We start from the raw sequence: 9,567 nt of genomic DNA, 5'->3' as shown, positions 1-9,567 counted from the left end.
GCCCGCGCCCGAGGTCGTCCCGCCCCCGCCGGTACCGCCGGGGCCCTGCTGGTTCTCCGCCGGTCCGCCCGGAGAGTCCGAGGAGGCCGGCGCCACCCAGGTCTCCAGCGTGGTCGCCGCCCGCAGTGCCTGGTCGCGCAGCGCCTTGGTCAACGGCGCGTAGCCGTACGGAAGTTCGCCGCGCGCGGTGCCCTGGGTCTGGCCCGCGCCCGCCGCGTACCTGATCACCTTCGCGTAGTCCTGGCGTGCGGCCTTCGCCTGGTCGACGGAGGAGGCCGCGTAGACGACGGCGGTGAGCGGATAGGCGCCGTTCTTCGCCTTGGCCGGGTCGGGGGTCAGCACGCCGGCCACGGCCGAGTCGGTCATGCCGGCGACGGCCCTGAGCATGGCGTCCGCGGTGGGCTTCACATACGTGCCGTCGGCGTTGGGCAGGGCGGCGACATCGAGCTGGTAGCGGGTGCTGGACGCCGAGTCGACGACCCCGAACTCCCGCGCGTTGGTGGCGGCCGGCCGTTCACCGCTCAGCTTCCAGCCCGAGCCCGACTGTGCGCACAGGTAGAGCTGTCCGCCGTAGCCGTTGCGGACCTTCTGCGCGGCGTCGTGCATGTCGTTGGTGTAGGGGACGAGGTCGGTGCCGTCGAACGGCAGGGAGTTCTCCGGGGTGCCGCAGGACGCCTTCGAGGTCGTCGGGTCGGCCTTGGGGAAGTAGTCGAGGGGTGTCGTGCCGAGGTCCATGTCCCCGTACGAGGTGTTGACCTTCATGCCCCACGGGTCGGCCTTGCCCGTGAGGAATTCCCGGGCGTCCTTGTTCTGCTGGATGTAGCGCCAGATCATGGTGGCCGTGTCGGAGTTCTCCGTGGAGAGGAGCAGCCCCCAGGGGGAATACGTTCTGCCGCTCGCGGCCGGGAAATCAGGGTTGAGTTTCTGGAATTCCGGGTCGGCCCCGATGGTCTCGGGGTTCGACTTGATGTAGGCCGGCAGGTATTCCGCCGTGGCCACGCTCTTCTGGTAAGACTGGGTGAGCAGTTTGGCGAGCAGCCGCTGGTTCAGTTTCACGTCGTGCAGCTGACGGTTCGCGATGTACGAGTCCGAGCCCTCCCCCACAGTGACGTCGTATCTCCAGTAGAGGCCGACGGTGAGGCCGCTGATCGCCACCGGTGCCTGCACCACCGGCGGCCCGTCCTCGACCGCCTCCACGGGCTGCACGGTGAAGCCGAGACCCGGCGAGGTGTCGCTCGGCGCGGTGACGCGCTCCCGTGCCTCGCCCTCGCCGGACTGGGTGAACGTGAACCGTCCCGCGCCGGAGCCGCACAGCGCGCTCTGCCACGACGTCATCGCGTCCGTGATCAGCTCGGAGCCGATGGTGCGGCGCTCGGCCTGGTCCTGGGAGCAGTTGCTGCCGACGGGCAGGAAGTCGAGCCGGAAGACCAGGCGTTGGTTCCAGTTCGACTGGCTCAGCGCGGAGCTGCGTACCGAACCGCTGTTCCCCTCGGTGCCGTTGGTCTCGTGCTCGCCCCGTGGGACGACGACCAGCCAGCAGGGCCTGCCCCTGCCCGACGATGTGGTCCGCGCGCCACAGCCCAGGTGCGGGGACTCGACCGACGAGCGCATCTCGAAGACCGTCTCGCCGTTGCCGTCGGAGTCGTTGGGCAGCCAGGTCTGGGAGTTGGTGTCGAGGCTGTTGAAGTAGGTCCAGTCCGTTCCGGTGGTGGTCGTGGCGCCCTCGACCGGCTTGAAGGGGATGAAGGGGATGTTGTCGGGGTCCGTCGCGTGGTCGGTCTCCAGCAGGTCCCTGGTCGGCGAGACGAGCCGGCCGCCGCCCGCCGGGGCCCCGTCCACGGCACCGAACTCGCACTGGGTGCGGTCCGGACCCTTGTCCGCGTCGTCGCCCCAGCACTCCATGATCTGGAGGTAGTTGTTGTACTTGGCGCCGGTGGGCGCCGCCCTGCCGCCGGTCCAGGTGACCCGTACGCCCTGTCCGCGCAGGTTCTTCGTCTGGTGGACCGTGACCTTCAGCTTCGAGAAGTCGTCGTACGGTCCCGCGGCCCCGGTCTTCGTCACCGCCGAGTCCTCGGCGTTCGCCGCCCGGGCGTCCTGCGGCAGCGGCACCAGACCGAGCACCAGGGCCGCCAGCAGCGAGCCGACGCCCGCCGCGACCCGTCTGCGCCCGCTCATGCCTCGTACCGGCCCTCGCACCGGACCTCTCATCAGCCCTCGTATCGGCCCTCGTACGGTTCTCATGCGGTTTCTCCCTTGCGGCGGGCACGGGCGGACAACATGCGGGCCGTGAGCGGTGGGCCGACGACCACGGCGACGAGCAGGACCGCGGAGAGCGCCATCAGCGCGCCGCGCAGGCCGAACTGCTGGCCCGAGGCGAGGTTGACCGGGTTGGCGACCACCGAGTTGTCGCCGAGGCCGGTGCCGTCGCCGCTGACGAGTTCGCCGGTGTCGGGGTCGACGGTGCCGCCGCCCGTCGTGGTGGCCGCCGCCGACTCCTGGGCGTCCGGGGTGCCGTCGCCGTCACTGTCGGCGCCGGCACCACCCGTGCCGCCCGTGGCGCCCGACCCGCCGGTGGTGCTGCCGGAACCGCCGGTGGCGGAACCGCCGCTCGTGTTGCCGCGGCCCTGTGCGCCCTGGTTGACCGGCGTGTTCGACTTGGCCCCGGCCGTGCCGTCGGAGCACTGCGTGGAGCCCTTCCTGTCGCAGTCCTTGGGCTGGGGGGCGTTGTCCAGCAGGGTGTTCCTGCCACCCGAGAAGGTGGGGTTGCGGCAGTCGTTGATGTCGACGCCGGACGTGGGGGCGCCGGGCACCCGGCGGACCTGGTCGAAGCCCGCCTGGACGAGGTTCTTGGGCAGCGGCGAGTAGCCGAGTTCCTCCGCCTGTTGCTGGCCGTCGCAGAGGAAGTACCGGGCGAAGGTGCCCAGCGAGTTGCCCTTGGCCGCGTTCATCGGGTTCTTGTCGCCGCCGATCGAGGTCGGCAGGATCATGTAGCTGTAGCTGGAGAGCGGGTACGTCCGCTTGTCGCCGTTGCGGTAGACGCCGTCAAGGATCTGCGTCAGGTAGTTCGGCGAGTTCTTGTCCTGGTTGATCCGCGCGCCGGTCAGGGCCACGGCCACGCTGGAGGCGGTCGGCTCCACGTAGTAGTTGGACTTGTTGAGGACCTTGGCCACCGGGAAGCCGGTCTTGATGGCGTACGAGTACTCGACGTACGTGATCGAGCCCTCCGCCTGCGGCTGCCGTACGAAGCCGGAGACGCCCAGCGAACCGGACTTGGCGATCATCGAGGAGCCGGACAGGACCGGGTAGTACGAGGTCATCCCGCAGGAGCCGCCGCGGCCGGTCCGCCCGCAGTAGTCGTTCCAGACCGCTCCCTGCTCCTTGGCCAGCCAGGTGGTGAACTGGGCCGTCGTGCCCGAGCCGTCGGAGCGGACGACCGGGACGATCCGGCGGGCCGGAAGGGTCAGGCCGGGGTTGTCGGCGCGGATCTCGGGGGCGTTCCACATGGTGATCGCGCCGGTGAAGACCTTGGCGAGCACCGCTCCGGAGAGCCGGAGGTTGGTGACCTTCCGGCCGCCGATCTTGAGGTTGTACATGAAGGCGGTGCCACCGGCCACGATCGGCATGTACGCGTAGCCTCGGGCGGGCGGGTTGTCGGTGACACCCTGCTCGGTCAGCCCGTACGGGATCTCGGAGACCGCGAAGTCGACGACGCCGTTGCGGAACTGCTCACGTCCCTGGGAGGAGCCGACGGCCTTGAAGTTGACCGTCATGCCGAGGTTGGCGGAGATGTTGCGCCGCCACTGGTCCAGGGCGTTGGAGCTCCAGGTCGAGCCGGAGCCGGTGATCTTCGTATAGGACGCCGCCTCGGCGGCGGGCGGTCGGACGGCGACCAGTGCGCAGAGCAGCGCCAGCCCCGTGGCACAGAGGCGGAAGGCGGTTGCGGGTCTCACGACGAACTCCTCGGATCCTGAGCCGACTTGCGAAGCTTGCGAAGGGCGGCGCCGGGCCGGACGGCCGAGCGGGTGGCCGGGGCGGGGCCGGGCGGAGAGCCTGCGACAGGACTCCCGCCCGCCCCCTGGCGGGTACGGGTCTCGAAGCGCCGGACGTCCCGGCGGGAGGCCAGGACCCGGCGGTGCTGTTGGCGGCGGGTCAGCTGTCCGGGGCCGCGCCCGCCGATGCTCCGGGCGACGACGAACAGGGCGAGCACCACGACGAGCAGCGTGGCGGCGGCACCGAAGCCGCGGGCGATCATGTTCGGCTCGGGCGACTCGACGAGCTTCAGCGCGGCCAGCGGCAGCGACACCATGGGGTCGGAGAACGCGTTGGCGTTGAACTCGGCGCCGAAGCCCGCGGTGATCAACACCGGTGAGGTCTCGCCGATCCCGCGGGCGGTGCCGAGGATCACCGCGGTGGCGAGGCCGGAGCGGGCGGTCGGCAGCACCACGTGCCAGACGGTGCGCCAGCGTGAGGTGCCCATGGCGTAGGCGGCCTCGCGGAGCGTGCCGGGGACCAGGCGGATCACGACGTCGGAGGCGCGGATGATGATCGGCAGCATCATCACCGAGAGCGCGAGCCCGGCGGCGAACCCGGACTCCGGGAAGCCCAGGGTGAGGATGACGGTGGCGTAGATGAACAGCCCCGCCACGATGGACGGCAACGCTGTCATCGCCTCGACGATCGTCCGTACGAACCGGGCGAAGCGTCCCGGGACCTCGTTGAGGAAGACCGCGCAGACCAGCCCGGCCGGGACGGTGATCACCAGCGCGATGGTGATCTCGATCAGGGTGCCGGCGATCGCGTGCTTGATACCGCCCGTGCTGAGCGGCTCCAGGGGCCCGGCCAGCCGCATGTCCTCGGTGAAGAAGTTCAGATGGGGCAGCGCCTTGCGGCCCTCCCAGAGGGTGTACGACACCACGAAGACCAGCACGCTCAGGAGCACCGCGCCCAGCGAGCGGACCACGGCGGCCGCGATCCGGTCGGCGACGGCGGGCCCGTCCTCGTCGAAGGAGACGAGCAGCGCGTACAGGCCGAGGAAGAGGGCGTACGTGACGACGACGAAGCCGACCACGCCGTCGAACGGCAGCAGCCGGGCGAACAGCAGCCAGGTCAGGGCGAGCGCGGCGGCAGCGGCGCCGCCCATCGCGTACACGTCGGTGGCCCTCAACTGGGCGACGGAGCGCCTGTGTTCACCGCCGGGCGCGGCGGCGCGCACAGCGGGTGGCAGGGTGGTGCGGGGTCTCGCGGGGGTCTCGGTCTCGGGGGCTGCGGTCATCGCCGGTCTTTCCTTCGGGGGCACGGGTGGCCGCGACGACGGGGTGCCGGTCGGTGGGCCGGTCGGGAGGTGGTCGGCATGTCACGTCACGCGTCACTGGCCGCGCCGGAGCGGCTGCGGGCGACGATGGACGAGGCGGCGAAGTTGACGATCAGGGTCATCACGAAGAGCGCGAACCCGGCGGCCATCAGGGCGGACAGGCTGAACTCGCTGGCCTCGCCGTAGCGCAGGGCGATCAGCGAGGAGACCGAGCTGGTGCCGGACTGCAGGACGTGCCACTGCACGGTGAAGACCGGCGAGATGAGCATGAAGACGGCGATGGTCTCGCCGAGCGCCCGGCCGAGCCCGAGCATGGTGCCGCCGATCATGCCGCCCTTGCCGAACGGCAGGACGACGCTGCGGATCATGCCCCAGCGGGTCGCGCCGAGCGCGTAGGCGCCCTCGCGCTCACCGGCCGGGGCCTGTGAGAAGACCTCGCGCATGATCGAGCAGATGATGGGCGCGACCATCATGCCGACCACCAGGCCCGCGATGAACGTGGACGAGGTGTAGACGGTCTCGGGCGCGAGCGGGTCGCGCGGGTCCGCGCCGTCGACCTCGAAGACCGGGATCCAGCCGAAGTAGGTGGCGATCCAGCGGGCGGTCGGGAGCACCTTGCCCTCGAGGAAGAAGACCCCCCACAGGCCGTACACCACGGACGGGACGGCGGCCATCAGGTCGACGACGCTGATCAGGGTGCGGCGCAGCCGCGGTGGCGCGTACTCGGAGATGTAAAGGGCCGCGCCGAGGGCGAGCGGCACGGCGACCGTGATCGCGACGAGCGCGATCAGGACGGTGCCGACCAGGATTGCGGCGATGCCGAAGTTCCCGGTGTCGGGCTGCCAGGCGGCGGTCGTCAGGAAGGACCAGCCCGCGCGGTCGAGCGCCTGCCAGGCCCTCAGCAGCAGAAAGCCGCCGACCAGGAGCATGACGGCGAGCACGAACCCACCACCGCTGCGGGCGACGGCACGGAAGACCCGGTCCGGCACCCCGGAGTCCGCGTACAGCCGACGGGGTACGTCATCGGCGAACGCGAGCGGCCCGGGCGCTGCGGGCAGTGGGCCGTCGCGCCCGGGTCCGGCTCTTCGGACTCTCCGGAGCAGGGGAGATCTCGGGGATCTCGGAGGTTTCGGCTGAGGCACACATGGGACGTTCGACGTCCTCGATTGACATGCCCATCCCGAAGCGTGAACGAGAGGTTCCCTGGGGGCAACTTCCGCCCCGGCGCGCCCTCCACACCTCCGCCATCACCACTCGCACCTCAGGTCTCACCCCATAACTCCGGCCGCTCCGGGTCGAGTTCGGGTAACAGCGCGCGAAAGCGGTCATAGGCGGAACGGCAGGTCGCATGCCGTTCGTACGTACGTGCCGCCGCCGCGACGGGACGGTTCGCCGCGTCCCAGAGCAGCCAGACCCAGCCACCCCCCTCCGAGCTGTGCTGGATCCCGCCGACCAGCTCGTCACGCCTCGCACAGAGCCCGGTGAACGCCGCCCGGCACTGTGTGTGCGAGTCGTGCGAGTCCGCCGAGACCGCCACGGTCCGCCCGTTCGGGGCCACCAGGCGCCAGCCGTAGGCACCTTCCGCCGTGAAGTCGATCTGACATCTCATCCCCGCCGCGACGGCGGCAGGTCTTGCCGCCCCCCTGGGCTGCTCCATCTCCCCACCCCCGCCGCCCTTCGAGACAGCAGAACCGCAGGTACGGCCCCCTTGTGAGCGACATGAGCAATCTACTGAGGCAGCCGTGACGCAAGGCAGGCAAAACTAACTGCCCGACGCACACTTCATGGGCTGGTATCCCCTTGGTAACGCGTAGGTAAGGCACGGCGGAAAGCGCTGTCGCCCAGACGGGCGGAGATATCTGACTTGCCGTCAGGAAGGGTGCATGAGCGCGGAAACCGGTCCGTGCCGGGCGGGACCCGGGCCCGACCCGAGAAGCTGCCCGCCCCCAGCCCCTCCCCTCAGCCCTTAGGCCCCTCAGCCCCACACCACCAGCACCGCCGCCCACACCAGCCCCAGCACCAGGGCCAACGGCCAGAGCGGGCGCCCCCGTTCGGGCGCGGTGCTCTCTCCGGTGGGCCGCAGCGCGGGATCCGTACGCATGGCGGTGAGCTCGGCCGCCAGGGCGTCGTAGGGATGGACCAGGCCCTGGCGTCGCTCGAACCAGGCCCAGCGCGGTGCCGCGACCGACCAGTTGTCGCCCCGCCAGCGGAGCTTCAGTTCGAAGGACTGACGGCGTACGGATCGGAAGTCGTCCCAGGGGACGTGCCGGGGGCCGCGCAGGCCGGTGACCCACAGGCCCGAGCGGTCGGCGGTGATGCGCCAGGCGAGCTTCATGGGGACGCGTACGACTCCGTACAGACCGAGTACGCCGAGGAGTGCCAGCTTCCACAGGGGTGCTCCGGACTCGGAGAACCACATCGCGACGAACCATGCGCCCCAGAGCACGAGCAGCGCCGCGGCCACCCAGTCGAGCCAGCCCGCACGCCAGCGGCGGACCGGGACGGGCGCCCGGTCGACGACCAGTTCCCTCGCCTGTTCCTCCAGTTGGCGGTTCTGCTCCTCGCGGGCCTTCTCCTTGGCGACCCGTCTCATGCCCGCGCTCGGCGACAGCGGCCGGACCGGTCCCGTCGACCACTCCGTGAGCGGCGGCTGGTCCGGGTCCTCGTCGGCGCTGACGACCACGAGTTCGGCGCCGTCGAAGGGAGCGCCATAGAGGACGGCCTCGCGGACCGGCCCGGGCCTGTCGTCGTCCACCGCGTCGAGGAGCCGCTCCAGTTCCTCGCCGTCCGCTTCATCCTCGTCCTCGTCCTCGTCCTCGTCCTCGTCGTCCGGCTCCTCACCGTCGTACGACGTCAGGTCCACCGTGAAGAGCGGGCGCACCGCGGCGAGGTCGTCCGCCGCGTACACCTCCGTGGTGCCCTGCGCGTCGTCGCGCACGAGGACGCGCAGTACGGGCGCGGGGGTCCGGCGCAGGGCGAGGGCCCGGTGGCGGCCCAGCCACGCCGAGGCCAGGGCGGTCACGGCGAGCCCGGCCAGGTAGACGGCCATGACCCAGGAGCCCCGCTGGTCGTCGGCCGTGCCCCACAGGCCCGCGGTGGCGCCGGTGAGCACACCGAGGCCGAGCACCGTGAGGCCGGCCGGGAACAGGAAACGCCCACGCTGGAGCACGGCGTCCGCGTCCGGGGTACGTGCCGTGGTGTCCCCGGCCGCCTCCAGCGCCCGTTCGAGCTGACCGCTCCGGGCCCGCAGGCGTACGGCGACGGCGGCCCAGGTGACCACCACGACGAACGCCACGACGGCGGTCACGACCCACGGAAGCGACGGCGCCTCCACGGCGAGCGCCAGCAGCAGGACGGGCGCCCCGGCCCAGACCAGCTCGGGCCGCGCGAGCACCCACAGGACGTACACCGCGAACCCGGCCGCGACGAACGGCCACAGTCCGCCGAGCATCGCCGCCCAGGCGCCCGCGCACAGCGCGAACGTGGACACGGCTGCCGCGACCGACCTGCGCACCCCCAGGAACGACCAGCGCGGAGGCAGCGCGGCCGACCAGACACCGGCCCGCCCGGCCGTCCAGTCCCTGCAGCCGTCGGGTATCGCGGCCACGGGCAGTCGCAGCGGCTCGTCGTACGACACATGCACTCCTGGATCGCGTGGGAACGCCGGTGATGACACCGGCGCCGGCACAGGTGGTGACAGTAGCGACCGGACGCCCCTGCCCGGGCCACCTGACCGGCTCCGCCCCCACCGAGGTGCCGCCCTCTCGTACGGCCGGACGCGCCCATCGCCTCAAACCGCCGAGGGCGTCGAGCCACGAAAGCCGAGAGAACCCTCAAGAAACAGCGAGGGCCGAGCGCGCGCCCGGACGGCCCAGGCCGGCCGGGATGCTGTTGGCGAATCGCCAAACGAGAGCCAAGTGTGCGCACAGTCCCAGCGACACGCCGTCTGCACGGCGTCTCGCGGGGACTGTGCGCACACTTGGCAGCCGGTGACGGGATTCACGAACAACATCCAGCTGGTCTCGGCAGCGTCAGCCCACAGCCAGCAGAATCGCCAGCAGCACGGCACCGGCCGCCGCAGGCGCCACGATCTCGTACGCCCACCGCACCGAGACCTCGCCCTGCGCCCGCGGGTCCTTGCCCCGGGCCTCCAGCAGCTCGCGCAGATCCTCCATGATCTGGTCACCCCCGGCGCGCACGGGTCCGGTGGCCCCCGCCGCGGCATGGTGCTGCTGACCGCCACGGGCGGCCGCCGC

Annotated in this window: 6 protein-coding genes and 1 pseudogene; all 7 read right to left on the bottom strand. The window is 71.3% G+C overall.

Translation table 11 applies throughout. The annotated features are described in order from the left end of the window. Window positions 1-2,175 (bottom strand): hypothetical protein (locus tag O3Q52_RS41500; RefSeq protein WP_269653733.1); only part of this gene is annotated, 2,175 nt, incomplete at its 3' end. A 62-nt stretch (window positions 2,176-2,237) separates the two neighbouring features. Continuing rightward, window positions 2,238-3,950 carry a phosphate ABC transporter substrate-binding protein PstS gene (gene pstS, locus O3Q52_RS41495; RefSeq protein ID WP_269653732.1) on the bottom strand — a complete coding sequence of 571 codons (1,713 nt, stop codon included), beginning with the start codon at window positions 3,948-3,950 and terminating at the stop codon, window positions 2,238-2,240. After that, a complete protein-coding gene (gene pstA / locus O3Q52_RS41490; protein ID WP_269653731.1) occupies window positions 3,947-5,272 on the bottom strand; it encodes a phosphate ABC transporter permease PstA in 1,326 nt (441 codons plus the stop codon). The genes pstS and pstA overlap by 4 nt, the downstream gene beginning before the upstream one ends. 86 nt (window positions 5,273-5,358) lie before the next feature. Continuing rightward, on the bottom strand, window positions 5,359-6,300 hold the full coding sequence (pstC, locus tag O3Q52_RS41485) for a phosphate ABC transporter permease subunit PstC (protein ID WP_269653730.1): 942 nt from the start codon (window positions 6,298-6,300) through the stop codon (window positions 5,359-5,361). A 272-nt stretch (window positions 6,301-6,572) separates the two neighbouring features. Beyond that, window positions 6,573-6,920 (bottom strand): hypothetical protein, encoded by a 348-nt coding sequence (locus O3Q52_RS41480; protein ID WP_269653729.1) that lies wholly within the window; start codon window positions 6,918-6,920, stop codon window positions 6,573-6,575. 366 nt (window positions 6,921-7,286) lie between these two features. Further along, window positions 7,287-8,948, bottom strand: a complete 1,662-nt coding sequence (locus O3Q52_RS41475) for a hypothetical protein (protein WP_269653728.1) — start codon at window positions 8,946-8,948, stop codon at window positions 7,287-7,289. Window positions 8,949-9,342: 394 nt separating this feature from the next. Beyond that, window positions 9,343-9,567, bottom strand: a pseudogene (locus O3Q52_RS41470) (PH domain-containing protein); the annotation flags it as partial.

Origin of the sequence: Streptomyces sp. ActVer (assembly GCF_027270795.1) — a bacterium.
GTDB classification, from domain to species: Bacteria; Actinomycetota; Actinomycetes; order Streptomycetales; family Streptomycetaceae; genus Streptomyces; species Streptomyces umbrinus_A.
The sequence above is the reverse complement of the archived record's forward strand: the minus strand, read 5'-3'. Positions and strand labels throughout refer to the sequence as shown.

What these genes read in the sequence shown, in the direction of transcription:
- pstA (WP_269653731.1), bottom strand. Translation starts at nt 5,272, where the DNA reads ATGACCGCAGCCCCCGAGACCGAGACCCCCGCGAGACCCCGCACCACC.
- O3Q52_RS41480 (WP_269653729.1), bottom strand. Translation starts at nt 6,920, where the DNA reads ATGAGATGTCAGATCGACTTCACGGCGGAAGGTGCCTACGGCTGGCGC.